Origin of the sequence: Bradyrhizobium manausense (genome assembly GCF_018130615.1) — a bacterium.
Taxonomy (GTDB): domain Bacteria; phylum Pseudomonadota; class Alphaproteobacteria; order Rhizobiales; family Xanthobacteraceae; genus Bradyrhizobium; species Bradyrhizobium manausense_A.
The window spans coordinates 187497-208962 of record NZ_JAFCKB010000009.1 but is presented as its reverse complement, the minus strand read 5'-3'; the positions used below and the strand labels follow the sequence as shown (position 1 = coordinate 208962).

Here is a 21466-nt window from a genome sequence, read left to right as displayed (position 1 = left end):
ATAAGTCAAGGGTAAAGGACCTCCGTGACAGGCGGAAGCTGTTGCATTCGAGTAACAAGGTCAACGCTGTGACTGCGATGCAAGACCGCTCCGCCGATAGCTTCCGGCAGCACCTTCTGGAAAAATACGCGCTGCCGCCGCGGGCGCACGCCCGTATGGAGAGGTCAGGCACGACCACGCTCGCGCGCCCTTTGCGCGAATTCTGGGAAGCCACCGATCTCTCTGCTGCCGACTTCGCCGATGAAGTGTCGGAATATTTTGGCCTGCCACGGCTCAGTCTTCCGCAACTGCTCACGACCACGCCTCGCCTGGACGGCTTTTCGCGTCGATTTCTGCGAGAGTCCACAGTTTTTCCCTTCAGCGCACCGAATGGCGATCTCCGTCTGGCGGTGGCTGATCCGTCCGATACGGCTGCCATGCGCGCAGCCGAGATCGTGTTCGGAACGACGGTCGATGTCGTAGTCGCGTCATATGAGGACATTACGACAGTCCTCGATCAGCGGGCCGAGGCCGATGACGCAAATGTCGACGAGCGCGGCAGGAGCGCTGCGCAGCGATCCGACGACGACATCGAGAGCCTGCGAGATCTCGCCAGCGGTGCGCCGGTGGTGCGGGCGCTCAACGACCTGTTGGAGCGTGCGTTGGACTTGCGCGCCAGCGATATTCATGTCGAGCCATTTCGCTCCGGGCTCGTGGTGCGCATGCGCGTCGATGGCCTGTTGCGCGCGTTGCCGTCGCCGCAAGGCATTCCGCCGCAGGCGCTGATCTCGCGCATCAAGATTCTCGCCAGTCTCAACATCGCCGAGCGCCGGTTGCCGCAGGACGGCGCGGCGCGCGTGCGCGTCGGGCGCAACGAAATCGACGTCCGCGTCGCGACCATGCCGACACAGCATGGCGAGAGCGCCGTAATCCGCCTGTTGCCGCGCGACCGTGGTCTGCTCGAGATGAGCAAGCTCGGTCTGCGGACCCGTGACGAGAGCGTGATGACGCGGCTGCTGGCGATGCCGCATGGCATGATCGTGATCACTGGGCCGACCGGCAGCGGCAAGACCACGACGCTTGCGACCATGCTGTCGATCCTCAACGAGCCGACGCGCAAGATCCTCACCATCGAGGATCCCGTCGAGTACGAAATTCCCGGCATCAACCAGTCCCAGGTCAAGCCGTCGATCGGCCTGACCTTCGCCTCCGCCATGCGCTCCTTCGTGCGCCAGGACCCCGACGTCATCATGGTCGGCGAGGTCCGCGACTCCGAGACCGCGCACATCGCGATCCATGCCGCGCTGACCGGCCATCTCGTGCTGACGACGCTGCACACCGAGACGGCGGCGGCAGCCGTGCCGCGCCTGATCGATCTCGGCATCGAGGGCTTCCTGCTCAAGTCGACGCTGCGCGCCGTGGTGGCGCAGCGCCTGGTGCGCATGCTGTGCGACCGCTGCAAGGTGCCGCACGCGCTGACCGAGGCCGATCTCGCCGAGGATCCGCGCTTTGCCGTGATCGGCTTCAAGTGCGGCGAGGTCGTGCACGAAGCCGGCGGCTGCGAGCGCTGCGGCGGCACCGGCTATCGCGGCCGCAACGGCGTCTTCGAGATTCTCGAAATGTCCGACGAGGTGCGCGCGCTGATCGGGCCGAAGACCGACTCCCACTCCGTCGACGCCGCCGCGATGAGGGGCGGCATGACGACGATGCTGGAGGATGCGGTTGCCAAATGCCGGGCCGGATTGACGACGGTGCCTGAGGTCTTCCGTGTCACGACGGTGCGCTAACGCCGAGATGTGCTAGGAACCATGCCGAACTATCGCTATCGCGCGCTCAATGCCAACGGCGAACTGGTCTCCGGAGCCATCGCCGCGCCGGCGCCCGCCGACGTGGCGCAGCGGATCGAGCGGCTCGGCCTGGTGCTGGTCGACAACGTCACGCCGGAAGAGGGCGGTGCTGCGCGCGGCGCGTTCAGCCTCTTCAACAGGCCGAAGCCGGAAGACGTCACCATCTTCACCCGCGACCTCGCGCTGCTGCTGCGCGCCGGCGCCCGCATCAATGACGGCCTGGAGCTGCTCGCCGCCGATCCGGATTTTGGACGGCTGCGGCCGGTCGTCGCCGACATCCGCGCGCGCGTGGTCTCCGGCGAGAGCTTTGGCGAGGCGCTGGCACGGCACGAGGGGCAGTTTCCGCCGATGTACATCGCACTGGTGCGGGTCGGCGAGGCGTCGGGGTCGCTGGACCAGGTGCTGGAGGTGCTTGCCGGCGAACGCGCGCGCAGCGAGGCGCTGAGGCGGCGCCTGACGGATGCGATCCGCTATCCGCTCTTCGTGCTTGGCGCGGCCGGATGCGTGCTGCTGTTCTTTCTGACTTTCGTGCTGCCGCAATTCGCCAGCGTCCTGCAGGATTTTGGCGCCAAGGTCGATCCGATCGTCGGCGTGTTCCTGAACATCTCGACCTTTTTACGCAGCAACTCCGACGCGGTCCTGGCCGGCCTTTTGGTGACCATCGCAACGTTGTGGCTGGTGCTGCGGCAGGAGCGCGTCCGCCGCGGGCTGACCAATGCGATGGTGCGGCTGCCGGCGATCCGCAACGTGATGGGCGCATACCGTACGGCGCTGTTCTGCCGTAACCTCGGCCTGCTGCTCGGCAGCGGCGTCAACCTCACCACCACGCTGCGCATCCTCGTCGACATGATGGCGACGACGGGATCGTCCACGGTCTGGAGCGATGCTGCCGATCGCGTTCGTCATGGTTCGAAGCTCTCCGATGCGCTCGCGGAGACCGAGGCGCTGCCGCCGATGGCGGTGCGCATGCTACGACTGGGCGACGAGACCGGGCAGCTGCCGATGCTGTCCGGCCGGGTTGCCGAATTCTACGAGGCCAAGCTGCAGCGCACGCTCGACCGCGCGGTGGGCATTGCCGGGCCAGCGGCGATCATCGCGATCTCGCTGGTCGTCGGCGGCCTGATCACGTCGGTGATGACGGCGCTGATGTCGGTGAGTCAGATTGTCGGTTAGACGATAAGGTATTGGGAGGGGCTTGAAGTGATCAGACATCCAGCGTCGAGGTGCCGGCGGCGGCGCAAGGCCCGGGGAGAGGCCGGCTTCACCCTGGTCGAGATGCTCGTCGTCATCACCATCATCGGCATGATCATGGCCCTGGTCGGCCCCCGGGTGCTGAACTATCTCAGCGAGTCCAAGGCCAAGGCGGCGAAAATCCAGATCGAGAGCTTCTCCAGCGCGCTCGATCTCTATTACCTCGATCTCGGTCGCTATCCGACCTCGAATGAAGGTCTCACCGGGCTGACCCGCAGCAACAACCAGGCCGGCTGGAACGGTCCCTATTTGCGCGGCGGCGTGGTGCCCAACGATCCCTGGGGCCATGGCTATGTCTATCGGTCACCGGGCGCGAGCGCTCCCTACGAAATCATCTCGCTCGGATCAGACGGTCAGGAAGGCGGCAGTGGAACGGCAGCCGATATTGTCAGCGGCGCGCGCTGAACCCGCTCGTCCTGCGCAAATTTTCAGCGCCCAAGCCTTCGATGAGCAAGGCTTTGCGCTGATCGAGATCCTGTGCGTGCTTGCGATCATTGGGCTGCTTGCGGCGATCATTCTGCCGGCGATCCCGCACTCGACGACACGGGCGAAGCTTGAAAGCTACGCAGTCGAGACCGCGGCCCTGCTGAAATCCGATCGCAACTCGGCGCTGCGTCGCCAGGTCAGGGTCGCAACCCAGGTCGATCCGGAGGCGCGCGCGATCCGGTCCGGCATCACCGGACAGACCATCCGCCTGCCGCGCGACGTCGTCGTGCAGGCGACGCTGGCTGCGCGCTGCGCCGATCGCGCCACGGGACGGTCGATCGACTTCTTTCCGTCGGGCATGTCGTGCGGCGGCACGATTGCGCTGGCGCGGCCCGGCATGGGCTACGAGGTGCGCGTCAACTGGCTGACGGGAGGCGTCGAGATTGTCCCGCAGAAGCTGCTCTGACGGCGCCGCCGGCTTCACCTTGATCGAGGCGCTGGTCGCGCTTGCGATCATCGCCATCGTGCTCGGGACCATCGGTTCGGTCATCGCCGTCACGACGAAGGGCACGCGCTCGATCGACCAGCATCTGGCATTGGCGAGCACGGCGGAGACCCTGCTCGCGGACCTGCCGGCGCGCGGATTGCTGAAGCCCGGTCGGCAGAGCGGGCAGCTTGCCGGCAGCCGCTGGCGTGTCGACATTGCGCCAATGAACGTCGCCGGCGGCGATCCCGCCACCGATCGCTTCGTGCCGCTGGCGATCAATCTGCGCCTTCAGCGCGCCGACGGTGCCGCCATCCAGGTCACGACGGTGAAGCTGGTGCCGAGGGCGGCGCAATGACCCGCGCCGGAGAGCGCCTGCACCGGACGCGCCGCCCCGAGGCGGGTTTCACGCTGCTCGAAGTGCTGCTGGCGACGCTGCTGATGACGGTGATCCTGGCTGCGCTCGCGACCGTGACGGCGCAATGGCTGCCGAACTGGAATCGCGGCATTGCGCGGGTGCAGCGCGCGGAGCGCCTGGCCACGGGACTCGATCGCATCGTCGCCGATCTCTCCGTCGCCGAGCAGATGACCGTGAACGGCGATGCCAAGGCGCCGCTGTTTGATGGCGCCGAATTGTCGGTGACGTTCCTGCGCACCGCGCTCGGCCCGAGCGCGCGGCCGGGCCTGGAATTCATCCGCTTGATCGAAAAGGCCGATGCCCAGGGGCTCGCGCTGGTGCGCGAGCGCGCGCCGTTCCAGCCGATGCCGACGGACGGGCAGATTCGTTTCCTCGACCAGGTGGTGCTGATCCGCGCGCCGTTCCGTGTCAGCTTCGCCTATGCCGGGCCCGACAGGATTTGGCAGCCGACCTGGCAAGGCCAGACGCAATTGCCAGATCGCATCCGGATCACGGTGCGCGACGGCGCCAACGGGCAGGTGCTGGCGGTTTCGGCCGCGGTGTTGCCGCATATCAATGCGCCGGCCGAATGCGCGCGGGCCAAGAATCCGATGACCTGCGTGGCCGGAGTAAAACCACCCAAGGGGCAGAAAGAGGAGCCGCAGCTGTGAGCGGCGTGGTGCATCGCCGGGGAATGCTCCGCAACGAGCGCGGCTTCATTGTCATCGTGGTGCTCTGGATGCTGGCCGCGCTGGCCGCGCTCGCGCTGATCTATCTGACCTATGTCACGAACACTGCGGTCACGGTCGCCGTCAACGCCGACCGGTTGCAGGCCGACGCACTGGTGACCGCCGGCCTCGAGCTTGCGGCCTATCGGCTCACCGCGCAAGGCGAGGCGACACGGCCGACCAGCGGCACTTTCAATGCCCGCGTCGGGGCGGGAAAGGTGGCCGTGACATTCCGCTCGGAGGCGGCACGCATCGATCTCAACATGGCGCCGAAAGGCGTCCTCGCCGGCCTGATGATGGGGCTCGGCGTCCCCGGGGCGGATGCAGCTGTTTACGCCGACCGGATCCTGGCGTGGCGGACGTCCACGGAGCCCGGCCAGGACAATGCGGAGGATTCCTATTACCGCACGCTCGGCGCGCCCTATCTGCCGCGCCATGCGCCGTTTCCGCATAGCGACGAGCTGTGGCTGGTGCGCGGCATCCCGCCGGCCGTGATCGAGCGCGTGCTGCCTTTCGTCACCGTGTTCAGCAACATGCGAACCGTGAACGTGCTGGATGCCGCGCCGCAGGTGGTGGCGGCGCTGCCGAACATGACCCCGGAGACCCTGCAACGCCTGCTGCGCGACCGCGCCGATCCCAACGTGGACCCGCGATCCCTGGTCGGGCTCGCCGGCAGCGCCAGCGCCACGATCGAGGGTTCGAAGGCCTACCGTGTGACGGTCGCCGCCGAGGCGCCATCGCACCGGCAGAGCTCGGCCGAGATCGTCATCCTGCTTCTCGAAAGCGGCGATGAGCCCTATCGTGTATTGTCGTGGCACAACGCCTTTGACGGCTCGGCCGGAAAGCCCCTGTGAGATGAGCTCGCTCAGTTCCCTTCGCACCATCTTCGATGCCTGGACCGGCGCGGTGGCCGGCGCCACCGTCGCCGGAATCGAGCGGATGGTGTCGCCGCGCCTGGTCCGGCTGGTCGAGGGCGAGACCGGCACGTTTGCGCTGGAGGCGGCAAAGCCGGATAACATCCCGAAGGAGATCGCGTTCGAGGACGGCAAATTCACCGGCGCCAATCTCGCGCCGATCGTCCGCGGCTGTCGTGTCGAGATCGTGCTGCGGCCGGCGCGCTTCCTGTTCCGTCCATTGGAGCTGCCGGCGCGTGCGGCCGATTTCCTCGACGGCATCGTGCGGGCGCAGATCGACCGGCTGACGCCGTGGAGCGCCGCTGAGGCGGTGTTCGGTTGCAGCGCGCCGACGGCGCAGGGCAGCGAGAGCATCACCACGATGATCGCGGCTGCACCGCGCCGGCTCGCGATGGGCTATGTCGAGGCCGTGTCCGGTTTTCATCCGTCCGCAATCGCGGTTCTGACCGAGCCGGGCGAGGGCGGGCGCATCAGGGTGTTCGAGCAGAAGTCGCGCGGGGCGATCGATCCCGTGCGGTTGAGCCGGACGCTGCAAGTGGTGCTGGCCATTGCCACAGTCGCCGCCGTTCTCGGCTCGATCGTCGCGGGCTATTTGGCCGACAGCTTGAGCGCGCAGGAGAGCGAGCTCGAACGACAGATCACCCAGCGCCGCGCCGCGATCCGCGGTGCCGACGGCGGCGAGCGCTCGCCCCTGGCGCTGCTGGAGCGGCGCAAATACGACACGCCGGCGAGCGTGATCGTGCTGGAATCGCTGAGCCGTCTTTTGCCCGATCATACCTACGTCACCGAGATGCATATGGTCGGCAACAAGCTCCAGATCGCCGGCATCACCCGCGATGCGCCCTCGCTGATCCCGCTGATCGAGCAGTCCCAGCATTTCACCCGCGCGACCTTCTACGCTCCGACGACGCGCAGCCCCTCCGATCCCGGCGAGCGCTTCCACATCGAGGCGCAGGTCGAACCGAGGAACGCGCCATGAGCAGCAGCATGAGCAGCGGCGGGGTCGCAGCCGAGAACGCAGCCGCGCGGTGGCTGACCGGCTCGCCGCTGATCGCGGTCACGCTCTATCTCGCGGTGACGGGCGGGCTCCTGGTGATGGCGGGCCTGTCGATCGCCGACGTCATCACGCATCGCCAGGCCCTGGCGCAGACCTCCGACCTGCTCGACCAGCTGCGCGGCCGCAAGGGCGCCGCCAAGAATGCCGCGGCCATGTCGGCCGAACATCCCGGCACGCCGTTCCTGGAAGGGCCGACGGTGACCGTGGCGGGCGCCAATCTGCTGCAGCGGGTTGCGACGGCAGTCGGCAATGTCGGCGGCTCGGTGCAGTCCTCGCAGGTCGACGTCTCGGGGGCGCAGACCAAGGACGGCTTCGTCGGCCTTGTCGTGAGCTGCGAGTTGGAGCAGCCCGCGCTGCAGAAGTTGCTCTACGATCTCGAGGCCGGCATGCCGTTCCTCTTCATCGACCAGCTCGACGTCCAGGTGCCGCAGACCACCGCGCAGAACGAGGCCAGCACCGGCCATGTCAGGGTGATCCTGGGCGTCTCCGGCCAGTGGCAGGCGGGGAAGTAGCTTATCATTTGAGCATGATCTTCTCGGAAAACCGCTGCACACTTTTCCGGATCATGTTCACCAGCTGTATTTGAGCACGCCCTTGCCGGAATAGCTGGTGAGGTTGCCGGAGAACTCGCCGTCGAAGGTGCCAGCGATCGAGAAGCCGTTCAGCCATTTCATCTCGGCGCTGGCGCTGACCAAAGCGGAATCGGCGTCGACCCTGGCCCCGTTCACGACGAAGCTCGAGCCCGGCAAGGTCTGGAACAGCGCGGTGACGGCGCGGTTCGGATTGTAATCGTGCGCCCAGGCGGCCCGGCCGCGCAGCGTCAGCACGCCGTTCGGCATCGCGTAGGATTTGTCGGTGCGCAGGCCGAGCTCGGAGCGGGTGTCGGTGAGCGACTGCGAGGCATAGTTCAGCGCGAACAGGCCGCCGCCGTTGAGGCTGACTTCGGAATAATTCGGCAGGTTGAAATTCGTCACCTGCGCAGCCGCGTAGGGCGTGATGCCGATCAGCGGCGTCGCGAAGCGATAGCCGCCCTCGAAGCGGGCCGAGAAGGTGTCGGCCTTGAAGCGGCCCTGGAGCTGATCGGCGCCGGCGAGCGCCACGGTGCGGTTCGTTGTAACGTCGTGCCAGCCATAGGCCAGCGCGGCGGCGATATAGGCCGGGCCGAAATTATGCCGGCCATAGACGCCGGCCTGGAATAGGTCGGCGGAGCCCGAGCCCATGGCGTTGGCAACCGAATAGTTCAGCCCACCGCCGGCGAGCGAGAAGCCGACGAGCGTGTCCAGCGAAAGCCTGTAATCGGCGCCGGCCGCGCCGCCCCAGACCCGCGCAGTGAGGTCCTGCGAGCCGACCGCGGTATTGCCGCCGACCTGCGCCGAGCCGCCGTAGCCGGCCGCCCAGACGCTCCAGCGATTGATCGGCTGCGACGACAGCAGCGGCGCCTTGGTCGCCATCGCAAAGGCTTCGCGTTCGCGCACGGTGGCCGGGCGCATCGACGCATAGGCGGCCGCATCGTCGCTCTCGGCGTATTGCGCGACGCTGCCGGCTTTCGTGAAGCCGCTGGAGCGTCCGACGACGGTCGGATCCAGCATCAAGTTGAGAAACTGGCCGTCGGCGTTGATCGCGGACTGGATGATGCCGGTGCCGAGCTCACCCGAAGCTGTGGTCAGCCCCGCAGGCGTCAGCGTGGTGAAGGCGGCGGGAATGCTGCCCGTCGAATTGAAGAAATTGGTGAGCGTGTTGGCGACGTTCTGCTGGTTGACATTGAGGCTGCCACCGCTCGGCGTGAAATTGACGCCGATGTTGAGGAACACGTTGTTGGCGTCGTAGCTCAGCGTCGCGTTGAGCGACGGCATGTTGGAGACGACCGCCGAATTGAAGGTGGTGCCGCCAAGGCCGCCGGCCGCCGTCAGGATCGTGTACTGCTTCTTGACGGTGCCGGAGCTGAAGATCGCATTCACCGTCGCGCCGCCGAGCGTGGCCGCGCCCGTGACGCTGGCGAGGCTGGCAGCGGTGGAGGAGACCTGCACCATATAGGTCGAGGCCGCCGTGAAGCTCAGGGATCCGTTGATCGCCAGTGTTCCGGTCGGGTTCGCCGTGCTGCCGGGCGCGAGCGTGCCGCCGTTGACCGCGACGCTGCCGACGCTGCCGGCGCCTGCGAGCGTGCCGCCGGCATTGACGGTGCTCGCGCTGACGATCGAGCCGTTCACCTCCAGCCTGCCGCCATTCACGGTGGTCGTGCCGGTATAGGTGTTGGCGCCGGACAGGATCTCGGTGCCGCCGGCCATGGTGAGGCCGCCGCCGGCGCCGCCGTCGCCAATGATGCCAGCGAAGGTGCCGCTGCCGTTGGTGATGGTCAGCGTGTTGGCGCCGATATTGACGTTGCCTGATCCCGACAGCGATTTGATCGAGGTGCCGCCGCTCAAGGCCGTGATGTCGAAGACGCCGTTGGCGACGACGTTGCTCGAGGTCGCGATGCTGCCATCGCCGCCGCCGAAATTGACAAGATCGAGCTCGCCGCCGCTCGCGATGGTCGTGGTGCCGGTATAGGTGTTGGTGCCGAACAGCTGCTGCGTGGCGCCGTTGGCGATCACGACGTTGCCGCCGGCGCCGCCGGCGATGCCGCCATCCTGGATCACGCCGCCGAAGAAGCTGCCGCCCGTGATCGTCAACGTCTTCGACCCCAGCGCGACGATGCCGTCGCTGGTCGCGGAGAACAGGGCGTTCACCGAGGTGCCGGAGGTCGTTTGCGAGATGTCGAACGTACCGCCTGCGCCCGGCGTGAACGTGACGCTGGCCGAGTTCGCGATCGATCCGCCGCCTTTCAGCGCCAGCGTCGCGCCGGCATCGATCTGCGTCGTGTTGGTGTAGGTGTTCACACCGGAGAGCGTCTGCGTTCCGCCGCCGACCTCGAAGCCGCCGGTGCCCTGAATCACGCCCGCGAACTCGGTCGAGCCGTTGGTGATGAACAGCCCCTTGCTGCCCATGTTGACGATGCCACTCGCGCTGCCGGCGAGCGTCGTGATTGCGGCGGCTGCCGGGGTAATTGCCGTGATATCCAGTGTCGCGTTCACCGTCACGACGCTCGAGGCGGCGATGCTGCCGAAGCCGGACAGCGCCAGCGTTCCGGCCGAGACCGTCGTTGCACCGGTGTAGGTGTTGGTGTTGGTCAGCGTCAGCGTGCCGGTGCCGACCTTGGTCAGCCCGCCGCCGGTGCCGGAGATCACGCCGTCGACCACGGTCGAGGTGTTGAGGCTGCCGGTGGTGAGCGTGTTGGCGCCGAGCACGTAATTGCCCGCGCCTTCGATCGACCCGGACGTCATCCCGCCGCTGGTCAGGCCGGAGATGTCGACGGTGCCGCCGAGATTGGTGATGAAGCGTGCGTTGCCGCCGGTTGCGTTGTCGTTGAAGGTCGTGGTTGCGGCGTTGTCGGTGGTGATGGTGGCATTGCCGGCGGTGGCGGAGCCATCGAAGGTCAGCGTGCCGTCGTTGGTGATGGTCGAGCCGGCGGCGGTGGCGTTGCTGTGGAAGTTCAGCGTCGCTCCCGCGGCATTGCCGATCGTGGCGGTGCCGGCCGAGGCGTTGGTGAAGAAGTCGATCTGGCCGTTGGCGTTGTTGGTGATCTGGGCGCTGCCGGCCGAGCTGGAATCTTCGAAGGTGACGAAGCTGTTGTTGGTGAGGCTGACCGTTCCGGCGGTGCTGTTCTGGAGGAAGTTGACGGTGCCACCGGCATCGTTCGTGATGGTCACCGCCCCGGTGCCGCCGCTGGCGGTGCTGCTGTTCTGAAAGACCAGATTGTTGCCGGAGGTGACTTCGAAGCTCTGCGTGTTGCCCGAATTGTTGATGATGCCGGCCGCGTTGATGATGAACGGGTTGAACAGCGTGAACGAGTAAGCCTGCGCGGTGTTCGTGAACTGCATCGTGCCGATGGTGACGATGCCGCCGAAGTTGACGATCGCATTGGCGCCGGTGTTGCTGAACGTCGCGGTCCCGTCCGGCACGCTCGGGTTGGACGTCCAGTTGGGGGCATCCGTCCATTCGTTGCTGAAGGTGCCGGTCCAGGTGGCGTCCACGGCGTGCGCGGCGACGACGCCGAGCGCGGTGGTCGCCAGCAGGGTCGCCAGCGAATGACGCATGACGGCGCGCAGCCGGCCATCCATCCTTCCGCGCGCTATGATCGATCCAGCCATCGGCCCTTCACAAATCGCCTAAACAAATCAACGCAATGGCGCAGGCTGCAACGGCCCGCCTCCGGCCCATGATCTCATGGTGCCGCAACGGGCTGCAATGAACGGCCATCGATTTGCATGGAGTTCCCGCCCGTTTCCTCCGCAATTTCGGTCATCGTGGCCATTGGGCAACAATTTCATGCGTCGCAACATGCCGCCCGGCGCAGCTTCGCCAGCCGGGTCAAAGGGCCGCCGGCGGGTTGATCGGGAGGCCCATCAGAACTAGTTTGCGGCCTCGGGCTTGCCGCGCGCCGACGTGGCGGCCGGTCGCAGGGGAGTTTCGATGTCCGGGTGGCTGAGAACGGCTGGATTGGCCGTGTTGTGTGCGGTCCTCGGCGTCATCGACAGCTTTGCGGCCACCTCGTCGCGCATGGACATCCTGTCTGACGATGTCGCCGGCAGTCCTGCCGCAAGCGTCGATGTCGGTGCGGTCAAACCGATTGTCCGGCCCGCGCCGGCCGCGGACAGACCCATGCCTCGCGGCAATCCGCTTTGGTCGGTGCCGCTGTCGGCGCTGACCGGAACCCAGGAGCGCCCGATCTTCTCGGCGACGCGGCGGCCGCCGCCGCGCGCCGTTGCGGCCGCCCCGGTTGAAGAGGCCCCGCCGCCGCCGGCCCCGAAGCCGCTCGAAGGGCCGCCGCCGCTGATGCTGGTCGGGGCCGTGGTGGGCGAGGGGGACGCGATCGCGATCCTCATCAAGCGCACCGACCAGAAAGTCGTTCGCCTGCGGCAAGGCGAATCGCTGGACGGCTGGTCGCTGGCCTCGATCCAGCCGCGTGAGGTGACATTCAAGCAAGGTGATCGCAGCGAGGTGCTCGCGTTGCAGCGGCCGGAGGCCACGCCGTCCGCGCCCCCAAGCGCGCCCGGGCTGGCGATTCTGAATGGCGGCAGCCAACTGGTGACGCCGACGCCGGGGGGCCCGTCGTTCGCGCCCTTCGTACCGCGCGCCACGCCCAAGAACGGCCTGCCGGACGGGCTCTGAGCGCTGCCGGGAAGGATACGGTTTGACCGACACGCAGACTGACGCGCCCGCCAAGGCTGCGGTGCCGGGTGGTGCCGGACGGGCCGGACGGCTCGTTCGCGGCTGGTCGGCGAATCTGGTCCAGATGGTGCTGGGGCTGACCCAGCAATTGCTGCTGATCCCCGCATTCCTGCACGTCTGGAGCGGCGACGTGCTCGCGGCGTGGCTTGCGATCTATGCTGCCGGAAGCCTCGTGATCGTGGCGGATGCCGGATTGCAGCTTCGCGCCATCAACCGGTTTCTCTCGTTCAAGTCCTGTGTCGACTGCGACGGACGCACGGCGAGCCTCTACCACGGCATGCTGCTGATCTATCTTGCCATCGTCGCCGGGCTTGGCGTCCTGCTCTGCGCGGCCGTGTATGTCGTGCCGCCGTCGGCTGTGTTCGGGTTTCACGCGATGCCGACATTCGACGCCGCGATGCTGGTGATGACGCTGGGAACGCTGCTGAGCCTGCCCGCCAATCTCGGCTCCGGCCTCTATCGCGTTCGCGGCCAGTACAGCCGGGTCGTGTGGCTGCAAAACGCCGCACTGCTGTTCGGGCAGATCGCGCAACTCGCCGCGCTCGCCATGTTCGGAAGCCTGCTCGCGGTGGCGGTCGCCTTCGTGTCGACGCAGCTCCTCTTCACGATCTTCATCGTCGCCGTCGATGCGCCGCGCCGTTTTCCGTTCCTGCGCCGCCCCGCAAGGCCGCCGCTTGTGGCGCCGTCCTGGCGCTGGAGCATCGGCCAGCTCGGTCGCGCGCTACCCTTTGCGATCGCCAACATCACCGAGCTTGCGCTGGTCAACGTTCCGGTCCTGCTCGTCTCTGCGCTCGTCACCGACCGCGTCGCGGTGGTGCAATGGGGGCTGACGCGCGTGGTCGCCAGCCTCGTACGTGGGCTGTGCCTCCAGACCGCCTTGCCGCTCGGTGCCGAGCTCGGGCACGATCACGCCATCGGCGACACGGAGCGGCTCCGCCGATTTTATGCGTACGGATCGGCGTTCGTCACCGGGCTTGCCTGCCTGGTGGTCGCGGGCTTTCTGCCGTTCTGGCCCGACTTCTTCGCACTGTGGACCCATGGCAGCATACCCTATGACGGGCCGCTTGCAGTGACGCTGCTGCTCGGCTCGGCCGCGGGCGCGCCCTCGCTGATGGCACTGGTCTTTGCCAACCACAGCAATCGCGGCACGCTTCTGATCCGGACCAAGGGGCTCCAGTTCGTCGTCTTCTTGGCTCTGTCCATCGTCCTGATCCCTAGGTTCGGACCGCTCGGCGCGGCGATCGCGGTGGTGGCGAGCGACATCGTCGTTCAGTTCGGGCTGCTCGCGCTGGTGATCATCTGGCAGACCCTCCGTCACCCGCTCAGGCACATCGCGTTCCTGATGCTTGTCGCCGCCGGAATCGTGGCGCCCGTCTGGCTGATCGGACTCGCCATCACCATGCTCGTCCCCGGAAGCGGGCTCGTGCACTTCGTCCTGGAATGCGCGATCTGGATGGCGGTGGTCGGCGGGCTCGCAAGCCCGCTGTTGAACGCAGCGCTGCGCGAGCGGCTGCGCGCGCTGGTTCCGGCGTAGCGGAAGATCTCAGCGTGCGGTCAGCGCCAGCCGGTGCTTCAGCCGTTCGAGGTGGCGGGCGAACTCGCGATGGCCGGCCTTGGTTTCCTCGGCGAACTGCGCGAGCCGAACATGCCCGGCCTCGCTCAGGCGCTCACGCATACCCTCGGCGCGGAGACTGACGATGGCGTCTGCGAGCGAGCGCGGGTCGTCATAGTCGAACAGGAGCGCGGCGTCGCCGGCCTGCGCCTTGAAGGCTTCGGGATAGATCACGGGCGTGCCGACCGCCCAGGCTTCCAGCGGGGGGAGGTTGGTCGGGCCGAAATAGCTCGGCATCACCAGCGCAGCGGCGCTGCGATAGAGCGCGCCGAGCTCGGCGGATTCGACGAAGCCGATGATGGAGATCTGGTCCGACAGGCCATAGCTGCGGATCGCCGCGTCGATCTTGTCGCGGCCGCCGCGATCCGAGCCGCACAGCACCAGCCGTTCGGTGACGCCCCGCTCGCGTAGCTGGGCGAGTGCGGCGAGCAGCGTCATGTGGTTCTTGTGCGGCCAGAACTGCGCCGGATAAAACAGATAGCCGGACTCGAGCCGGTACTTTGCCAGCACCGCCGCATCGTCGGCCGCGGCGGGCGCGGACTGGCCGACATAGGCCGATGGCGAGAACGGGATGCAGACCGCGCGACCCCGCTCCATGGCGTAGCGCCGCGAGAGATCGTCGATCAGCTCGGGCGCATTCACGATCACCACCGCGGCCTTGGTGCTCGCAAGGCCGAACAGGATCTCGCGGCGCTCGAATTCGCCGAAGGTGCGGACCTCCGGAAATTCCGGCGCATCGCGATGGCAACCGTCGAAGATCGTGATGATGAAGGGCAGCTCGTAGAGCAGCAGGTGCCGCTTCGAGGTCGAGGTGAAATGCACGACGTCGATGCCGCCGCGGATCAGCGCGCGCTCGAACGGCGATTTCCACTTCAGCACGATCTGGACCAGATCGAACGGTCCGCAATATTTCAGGAACAGGAAGAGATAGTCGAGCACGCCGAACTTGAGCAGGGAGCCAGCGACGCCGAACTCTTTCAGGATCTCCAGCGTCTTCGGATGGGGCGAGTACACCACGATCTCGTTGCCCGACTTGGCCGCCCAGTCGCGCAGCCAGAGCAAATCGTTGAGCGGCTGCTGGAAGCCGCCGCCGACCTCCAGCGCCTGCTCCAGCATCACGGCGAGCCGCAGCGGTCTCACGGCGTGCCACTCTTTCTGGCGACCGTGTAGGCCGCCCAGCTCTTCGAACTCGGCGCGTCCTGCGTCAGCCATGCGGCATGCGTGGCGGGCTCAAAGCCGTTCGCCTTGAGTGCTGCACCGATCTCGAACGGAAACCAGTAGCGCATGTGGTGCGCTTCGTCGACGCGACGGATCGTGGCGCGGTCCGTGTCCTCGCAGAACAGCGTGTAGTTCACGGTGACGGTCGCGGCCTGTTCGTCATGGTCGGATTGCGCGATGCGGGTGAGGCGCAGCGGCTTCCGCTCGATCACCTTGACCCGCGTCTCGACGCCCTGCGCCAGCACGGCGCCGCCATACCAATAATCGAACAAGAACACGCCGCCCGGCTTCAGTGCGGCGTGCGCGGTGCGAAACATCGCTGCCAGCGCATCGCGGCTGGTCTGGTAGCTCGCAACATGAAACAACGACACGACCGCATCGAAGTCGCGTTCCGGGCCGGTCTCGCAGGCATCGCCCTGCCGGAACGGAATCGACAGCCCGGCCTGCGCGGCGCGCGCCTTGGCGCTCGCGATCATCTCATGGCTGAGATCGATGCCGGCAACGTTCCAGCCCTGGCGCGCGAATGCGACGGCGTGCAGGCCCGTGCCGCAGCCGAGATCGAGCAGCTTGCCCGAGGAAACGCCGTGATCGCGCAGGCGTGCTTCGACGAACGCCGTCTCCGCTGCGTAATCCTTGTCCTGATAAAGCAGGTCATACCAGGGCGCGTAGTCGGCGAACACCGTCACGCCAAGATCTCCTTGAGCGCCTGCGCCGAGCGCGCAATCTCGTCGTCGGTCAGGGCAAGTCCGCTCGGCAGGTAGAAGCCGCGACGGGCGATGTATTCGGCATTCGGATGGGATTCATCGAGCATCAGGCCCATCCGGCGCAACACCGGCTGCTCGTGCATGCACCAGAAGAACGGCCGCGTGCCGATGCCTTTTTCGCCAAGGCGGCGCATCGCCTCCTTGGCGTCGAACGGCACGCTGTCGTCCAGCACGACGCCGTAGACCCAGTAAATGTTGTCGGCATAGTTGGTGCGGGCGACCGGGAGGCGGATGCGGTCGACGCCGGCGAGATGCTCGTCATACAGCCGGCCGATCCGGCGCTTGAGCTCGACCGTGCGCGGCAGGCGCTCGACCTGGGCGACGCCGAGCGCGGCCTGGAGGTTGGTCATGCGCGCGTTCCAGCCGAGCTCCTCGTGAATGAAGCGCTGCTGCGGCTGGAAGCAGAGATTACGATAGCCCTGCAGCCGACCGGCGAGCGCGTCGTCGTCGGTGAGGATCATGCCGCCTTCGCCGGTGGTGACATGCTTGTTTGGATAGAAGCTGAAGGTCGAGACGTCGCCGAAGCCGCCGCAGGGCGCGTCGCGATAGGTCTGCCCGTGCATCTCGGCGGCGTCCTCGATCACCTTCAGATCATGCTTGCGCGCAAGCGCCATGATCGGTTCGAGATCGACCGGCAGGCCGTAGATGTGCACCAGCATGATCGCGCGCGTGCGCGGTGTGATCGCGGCCTCTACGCCCTCGACCGTCATGTTCCAGGTCGCGGCATCGCAGTCGACCCCTACGGGCACGAGGCCGGCGCGCACGATCGCTGCGGCGCAGCTGATGATGGTGAAGGTCGGGATGATGACCTCGGAGCCTTCCGCGAGACCGAGGGCATGGACGGCGATGTCGAGCGCGACCGAGCCGTTGGTCACCGCGACGCCATGGCGCCGTCCTGCGGCCTCCGCCATCGCCTGTTCGAAGCGCTTGATGAAAGGTCCTTCCGAAGAGATCCAGCCGGTGCGGATGCACTCGGCGAGATAATCGGCCTCGTTGCCGTCGAGCAGCGGCGTATTGACCGGAATGAACGGTGCGGTCACCGGCGTGCTCACAGGCGAGTTCACAGGCTTGGACCCTTGATCCGGATTTCGGATTGGGGGACTTCGGCAAACCGCGTCTTGTCGTTCTCGCCGGAATAGGGACCCTGCTTGATCTCGAACATCTCGACCGGTTCGAGCACGTGGAAGCCGTGGGCGCCGCTGCACAACAGGATGATGTCGCCGGCGCCGAGGACGCGGCTTTCCAGATAATTTTCTTCGACCGTGTAGAAGTCGACCTGGAGCTTGCCCTTCTGGATCAGCAGCACTTCCTGGGTGTAGTGCACCTCCCGCGTCACCTTGTTGTGGCGATGCGGCTCGATGCTCTTGCCCTTCGGATGGCTCATATAGGCGAGCTGCTGCGACAGTTCGGGTGATGAAAAGAAGTGGATACCCGGCTCGCGGAACGAGGCGCGCACGATGATCGCATAGAGCTGGTCGCCGAATCGAACATGCTCGACGTGTTCCATTCTGGGCCTCGACAAAAAGCGCTGAAATTATAGTGACATAGCGTCACGCAAGGGCACTTTGGCCATTTTGGCCGAGACCGTCAAGGGCGCGCCGGTGGCTCTTACGTGCGGCCGGCGAGCTGCAAGATCGTGCTGACGCGTTGGCGGAACGTGTGGGTCGAAAGCGTGCATGCCTGTCCGGCCGCAGCGATCGCCATGCGCGCTGGCTCATCATTCAGATAGCGATCGATCTGCGCGATGCAGTCGTCCGCCGAGCGCCAGACAGCGACCTCGCGGCCGGGCTCGAACAGCGTATGGAGATTGTCCTTGAAGTCGGTGAGCAGGAAGGCGCCGACGCCGGTCGCTTCGAACAGGCGGGCATTGCCGGCTTCGGGTCCGGCCATGTCGATATGCGAGTTGAGCGTCACGCGCGAGGCTCGCAGCGCCTGATACATCTCCACGCCCCAAACCTCACCCTGGTAACAGCGATGAAGCGGCGACGAGGCGGGCAATGTGTGCAGGCCGCTGCCGAACAGCTTCAGATCGTGGCGCCGCGCGACAGCTTCGAGCTGCGCCACGCGCTGCTGATGATCGGCCGATACGGCGCCCACGAATGAGACGTCGATGCTGCGCGCCGGTGCGGGCGGAAGAACGTCGAGAATCCCAGGCTCGAATCCGAGATGGATGACCTCGGAGCGCGCGCCTTGTTGGCGAAAGAACTCCACCACCGCGGCGATCTGCGAGATCAGGAGATCGTAGACCGACCAGTCTTCACCGCGCGAGGGCACGATTCCGACCTGGCCGACCATGGTGGGACGGCAGATCTGCTTGATCCGGCGCACGAGGCGTGTGTCGACATGGAACAGATCCTGGTTGAGGATCAGGTCCGGCTTGAAGTCCTCGATCTGCGCCAGCAGGATCTGTTCCGACTGTGCGTCGAGGCGCGGGCTCAGTCCGATCTTGCGCGCGAGCGGTCTCAACACCGGCTTGAACGGCGCGACGGCGCGCTGCAGCCATCCCGGGATCGCATCGCTCACGGCGGCGCCCGGCGGCGGCGATGGGGTGACGCTGATGCCGTGTTCGCGCGCCCATGCGGTCTGCATCCAGCCGTTGTTGACGTGGATGTTGGCGGCCGTGTGCCCGAGGGCCTCGAAATTGCGCGAGTAGAAGTCGGCCACGCCGAACAGGCTGGCGCTGCGCGCTGTCATCTGTGCGTCGTAGGTCGCATTCTCGAGGCCCGGATGGCGCCGGTACAGCCAGGCGAGAAAGCGCTGATAATCGGCATTGAGGATGAGAACGCGCATCAGTGGGTGCTTGAGGCGTGCGTTCGGTGGTGGTCGGACATGCCCAAGGCCGAAATTGATCCTCTTGCGGTCGACATGAGTACTCACCAAGGTCGTGAAATCGAGCTGATATCCCGCCTGTTCCAGCCTGGCAACAATGATTGTAGCTGTCTTTCAGTTCGAGCTGGAGGCGCCGTATTCCATTTCGAAAGCCTATCAAGACACTCGATGGCGGCGATCTTGCTTGCGAGCATGTCCGCGGCGCGGCTCTCGCCCGACACGCAAAGCTCGATGCGCTTCTCGATTGCTTCAAGCATCGAGAGCCGTCTTGGCAGAGGGCGGCGCATTCAGATATGACCACGGCCCCGGTATCGATCGGCGCGCACTGGCTTTCGGGTCGGCCTCCATTCCGGAGCATCGTCGGTTCCAAGGTAGACTCAGGAGATGACTGCATCGCCGCGATTTTTCGGAGGCATACATGCGCTGAGGGCCGTGGCGGCAATTTTGGTCGTCGGCGAGCACGCGGCCTATGTGGCAAACCACTACACTCCGATCCGCATGACCTCGTTCGGCGTTGTGCTGTTTTTCGCGATTTCCGGGTTCGTGATCGCGCTGCAGCGAGCGAAGAACTGGACGAATTTCGTACAGCATCGATTGTTGCGGATTTACCCGAGTTACTGGCTGGCCATGATCGTTGCAGCGATCGGGCTCGCCGCGATTCGTTCGCCGGTCAGCGCGAGCGCATCATCGCTGCTGCTGTATCCCTCCACCGTCAGCAACAGCACGCTCACGATTCCCTACTGGACTCTCGCATTCGAAATCATCTTCTATGCTCTGGCGTCCGTCGCCTATTGGGTGCGCCTCAGTGATCGCAGCTTGACCATTCTTGCGGTCATCTGGATTTTGGTCGTCAATCTCGTGGCCGCGGCGCCTGATGTCGGCAGGTACACCTTTCCGGGCCTTCCCGGCATTCTATGGTCGCCGGCCGTGCAGGTTTTTCCGATGGGCGTCATCTGCGGGATTCATTTCGACGATCTCAGGAAGGTGCCCCGGCTGGCCGGCCTTTTGGTTGCCCTGGTTGCCTTTTGCGTGAGCTTTGCATTTCCCGAGTACAGTTCGCACAAGCTGCTTTTCCTCGGCGTGGCGGCAACGAGTCTCTTGCTCGCTGTTGCCGATATCGATTTGAATTCGCGTATGGCTGGGACGTTGGGCGACGCGTCATACGGCATCTATCTGCTGCACTTTCCGGCCATCATCATTGCCGTGCACGTATTGCATGTGCAGGGACTTGCTTGGCTCCCGCTGTATTTCGCGATCGGCCTGATGGCAGGCTACGTCTTCGGGCTGCTTGATTGTCGGATCTACCGGCGGCTGGCGGCAAACTCCTCGCGAATCTTCCGCTTGCCCACTCGGACGAAAGAGCCGGCTGCCGCAACGTCAGGCGCGATTCAAAGCGAGCAAGATCAACGAAGCTGAACCGGTTCGCGACGTCGAGCGGAGCCTATCGCTCGTCCGCGATCACCTTGCCGTCGTTCGGCAGCGCGCCGGGATCGACCAGCTCGACGGCGCCGCCGAGCTTCGTCACGGCCCGAAGGCTGCTGGCGATCTCCTCGCGCAGCGCATCGCTTGCGGCCGGCGTTTCCGCCTTCAGCGTCATGGCGTCGGCCTCGCCCTGGCGCGTGACGACGAGACGCAGGCGCCCGAGGGCCGCATGGCGCTTGCCGATCTCGGCGATCTGCTCGGGGCGGACGAACATGCCCTTGACCTTGGTGGTCTGGTCGGCGCGGCCCATCCAGCCCTTGATGCGCATGTTGGTGCGCCCGCATTTGCTTGGGCCGGGCAGCGCCGCGGTGAGGTCGCCGAGCGCGAGCCGGATCCAGGGATGATGCGGATCGAGCGAGGTCACCACGATCTCACCGACATCGCCGGGGGACACGGGATCACCGGTGCCGGGCTTGACGATCTCCATGATCAGATCCTCGTTCACCACCATGCCGTCGCGCGCCTCGGTCTCGAACGCGATCAGGCCGAGATCGGCGGTGCCGAAGGCCTGGTAGGCGTCGATGCCGCGCGCCTTGATCTCGGCCTGGAGCGAGGGCGGGAAGGCGGCGCCGGAAACCAGTGCGCGCTTGATCGAGGAGACATCGCGCTCCCCGGCGGCGGCGGCATCGAGCAATATCTTGAGGAAGTCCGGCGTGCCGCTGTAGCCGATCGGCCTGTAAGCCTCGATCAGCTCGAATTGCTGCTCAGTGTTGCCGGGACCCGCCGGAATCACGGCGCAGCCGAGCGCGCGCGCCGAGGCATCGAAGATGAAGCCGCCGGGGGTGAGATGATAGCTGAAGGTGTTGAGCACGATATCGTCGGGCCGGAATCCAGCCGCAAACAGCGCCCGCGCGCCGCGCCAGGGATCGGCCTGCCGTCCTTCGGGCTCGAAGATCGGGCCCGGGGAGGTGAAAAGGCGGCCGAACGACCCCGGGGATGCCGCCACGAAGCCGCCGAAGGGCTGGGAGGCCTTGTGCAGGGCCGGCAGTTCCGACTTGCGCAGCACGGGGAGGCCCGCCAGCGCTGTCCTGGAGGTCACCGCGGCGGGATCGATGCCCTTCAGCCGCTCGGCATAGGCGGGCGCGCTCATCGCACTGCGCAGGACGCCTGGCAGGCGGGCAAACAGATCGGCCTCGCGCGCCGCTTGCTCGCGCGTCTCGAGAGCGTCGTAATGGGCGGTCATGGCAGGTCTTTCCGGGTTGGCATCCGT

The 21466-nt window shown here is 66.2% G+C and carries 20 protein-coding genes; 13 read left to right on the top strand and 7 right to left on the bottom strand.

Annotation, left to right across the window (positions count from 1 at the left end; all coding sequences use genetic code 11):
• The first annotated feature begins 77 nt into the window (after window positions 1-77).
• Genes JQ587_RS19340 through gspM form a run of 9 tightly spaced genes read left to right on the top strand, consistent with a single transcriptional unit; the run spans window position 78 to window position 7595 of the window.
• Window positions 78-1766 carry a GspE/PulE family protein gene (locus tag JQ587_RS19340; protein ID WP_249148962.1) on the top strand — a complete coding sequence of 563 codons (1689 nt, stop codon included), beginning with the start codon at window positions 78-80 and terminating at the stop codon, window positions 1764-1766.
• A gap of 21 nt (window positions 1767-1787) precedes the next feature.
• On the top strand, window positions 1788-2999 hold the full coding sequence (locus tag JQ587_RS19335) for a type II secretion system F family protein (protein WP_212301302.1): 1212 nt from the start codon (window positions 1788-1790) through the stop codon (window positions 2997-2999).
• A gap of 27 nt (window positions 3000-3026) precedes the next feature.
• The gene (gene gspG, locus JQ587_RS19330) at window positions 3027-3482 is read left to right on the top strand and encodes a type II secretion system major pseudopilin GspG (RefSeq protein WP_212301301.1); all 456 of its coding nucleotides are present in this window, start codon (window positions 3027-3029) and stop codon (window positions 3480-3482) included.
• Window positions 3445-3969 (top strand): prepilin-type N-terminal cleavage/methylation domain-containing protein, encoded by a 525-nt coding sequence (locus JQ587_RS19325; RefSeq protein ID WP_212426271.1) that lies wholly within the window; start codon window positions 3445-3447, stop codon window positions 3967-3969. The genes gspG and JQ587_RS19325 overlap by 38 nt, the downstream gene beginning before the upstream one ends.
• Window positions 3947-4345, top strand: coding sequence for a type IV pilus modification PilV family protein (locus JQ587_RS19320; RefSeq protein ID WP_212301299.1), 399 nt, complete (start codon window positions 3947-3949; stop codon window positions 4343-4345). The genes JQ587_RS19325 and JQ587_RS19320 overlap by 23 nt, the downstream gene beginning before the upstream one ends.
• The gene (locus tag JQ587_RS19315) at window positions 4342-5055 is read left to right on the top strand and encodes a prepilin-type N-terminal cleavage/methylation domain-containing protein (protein WP_212301298.1); all 714 of its coding nucleotides are present in this window, start codon (window positions 4342-4344) and stop codon (window positions 5053-5055) included. Before JQ587_RS19320 ends, JQ587_RS19315 begins: the two co-directional genes overlap by 4 nt.
• Entirely contained in the window at window positions 5052-5966 is a 915-nt protein-coding gene (locus JQ587_RS19310) for a type II secretion system minor pseudopilin (protein WP_349629513.1), read from the top strand. Before JQ587_RS19315 ends, JQ587_RS19310 begins: the two co-directional genes overlap by 4 nt.
• Window position 5967: 1 nt before the next feature.
• Entirely contained in the window at window positions 5968-7005 is a 1038-nt protein-coding gene (locus JQ587_RS19305) for a PilN domain-containing protein (RefSeq protein WP_212301297.1), read from the top strand.
• Window positions 7002-7595, top strand: coding sequence for a type II secretion system protein GspM (gene gspM / locus JQ587_RS19300; RefSeq protein ID WP_249154379.1), 594 nt, complete (start codon window positions 7002-7004; stop codon window positions 7593-7595). Before JQ587_RS19305 ends, gspM begins: the two co-directional genes overlap by 4 nt.
• Window positions 7596-7652: 57 nt before the next feature.
• On the opposite strand, the gene JQ587_RS19295 is transcribed toward gspM, so the two are convergent.
• Window positions 7653-11270 carry an autotransporter outer membrane beta-barrel domain-containing protein gene (locus JQ587_RS19295; RefSeq protein WP_212426270.1) on the bottom strand — a complete coding sequence of 1206 codons (3618 nt, stop codon included), beginning with the start codon at window positions 11268-11270 and terminating at the stop codon, window positions 7653-7655.
• Window positions 11271-11592: 322 nt separating this feature from the next.
• Between JQ587_RS19295 and JQ587_RS19290 the strand changes: the two genes are divergently transcribed.
• Both JQ587_RS19290 and JQ587_RS19285 read left to right on the top strand, forming a co-directional pair.
• Complete coding sequence (locus tag JQ587_RS19290; RefSeq protein ID WP_212426269.1) at window positions 11593-12291, top strand: hypothetical protein; 699 nt, start codon at window positions 11593-11595, stop codon at window positions 12289-12291.
• Between the two features lie 22 nt (window positions 12292-12313).
• Window positions 12314-13885, top strand: coding sequence for a lipopolysaccharide biosynthesis protein (locus JQ587_RS19285; RefSeq protein ID WP_212426268.1), 1572 nt, complete (start codon window positions 12314-12316; stop codon window positions 13883-13885).
• Window positions 13886-13894: 9 nt separating this feature from the next.
• Here the strand turns inward: JQ587_RS19285 and JQ587_RS19280 are convergent, their stop codons facing one another.
• From JQ587_RS19280 to JQ587_RS19260, 5 genes are all read right to left on the bottom strand, one after another.
• On the bottom strand, window positions 13895-15103 hold the full coding sequence (locus JQ587_RS19280) for a glycosyltransferase (protein WP_212426267.1): 1209 nt from the start codon (window positions 15101-15103) through the stop codon (window positions 13895-13897).
• The gene (locus JQ587_RS19275; RefSeq protein WP_212301292.1) at window positions 15100-15867 is read right to left on the bottom strand and encodes a class I SAM-dependent DNA methyltransferase; all 768 of its coding nucleotides are present in this window, start codon (window positions 15865-15867) and stop codon (window positions 15100-15102) included. Before JQ587_RS19275 ends, JQ587_RS19280 begins: the two co-directional genes overlap by 4 nt.
• Window positions 15864-16985, bottom strand: a complete 1122-nt coding sequence (locus JQ587_RS19270; RefSeq protein WP_212426266.1) for a DegT/DnrJ/EryC1/StrS family aminotransferase — start codon at window positions 16983-16985, stop codon at window positions 15864-15866. Before JQ587_RS19270 ends, JQ587_RS19275 begins: the two co-directional genes overlap by 4 nt.
• Window positions 16986-17005: 20 nt before the next feature.
• The gene (locus tag JQ587_RS19265) at window positions 17006-17452 is read right to left on the bottom strand and encodes a cupin domain-containing protein (RefSeq protein WP_212301290.1); all 447 of its coding nucleotides are present in this window, start codon (window positions 17450-17452) and stop codon (window positions 17006-17008) included.
• A gap of 101 nt (window positions 17453-17553) precedes the next feature.
• Window positions 17554-18735, bottom strand: a complete 1182-nt coding sequence (locus tag JQ587_RS19260; RefSeq protein ID WP_212426265.1) for a CgeB family protein — start codon at window positions 18733-18735, stop codon at window positions 17554-17556.
• A gap of 39 nt (window positions 18736-18774) precedes the next feature.
• Between JQ587_RS19260 and JQ587_RS19255 the strand changes: the two genes are divergently transcribed.
• Entirely contained in the window at window positions 18775-19071 is a 297-nt protein-coding gene (locus JQ587_RS19255; protein ID WP_212426264.1) for a hypothetical protein, read from the top strand.
• Window positions 19072-19158: 87 nt separating this feature from the next.
• On the top strand, window positions 19159-20190 hold the full coding sequence (locus JQ587_RS19250; protein WP_212426263.1) for an acyltransferase family protein: 1032 nt from the start codon (window positions 19159-19161) through the stop codon (window positions 20188-20190).
• Between the two features lie 25 nt (window positions 20191-20215).
• On the opposite strand, the gene JQ587_RS19245 is transcribed toward JQ587_RS19250, so the two are convergent.
• A complete protein-coding gene (locus JQ587_RS19245; RefSeq protein ID WP_212426262.1) occupies window positions 20216-21439 on the bottom strand; it encodes a phenylacetate--CoA ligase family protein in 1224 nt (407 codons plus the stop codon).
• Window positions 21440-21466 lie beyond the last annotated feature (27 nt).